Below are 271 nucleotides of genomic sequence, written 5' to 3'. Positions count from 1 at the left end.
TCTTTCTGTACAAAGGTGAGAGCATCCAGTACTCAACCAACGAAAGCGACTACCACTACCGTCCGGTCGGCAAGCGCGAATTCGGTGAAGTGTGCACTCCCATCAACTACGACGACCCGTGGAAGAGTGGTACTGTTTCGCGTGATGACAGCGATCTGTGGAAACCGCTGCCGATGGCTCCGGAGGAAGAGTGAGTGCCAAGCACCGTTTTCTGACCGCGCTCGTCATCGGAATTCCGGTCTCTTTCCTAGTGTACGGGTGGAATCTGATG

The 271-nt window shown here is 54.6% G+C and carries 1 protein-coding gene; it reads left to right on the top strand.

The window, feature by feature from the left end; translation table 11 throughout:
* Positions 1–194: hypothetical protein (locus AC1RO3_RS09185; protein ID WP_481764114.1), on the top strand; the 194-nt coding region annotated here is incomplete at its 5' end.
* Positions 195–271 lie beyond the last annotated feature (77 nt).

The organism is Dellaglioa sp. CoH-57-MRSF-19 (genome assembly GCF_056781975.1).
The sequence above is the reverse complement of the archived record's forward strand: the minus strand, read 5'-3'. Positions and strand labels throughout refer to the sequence as shown.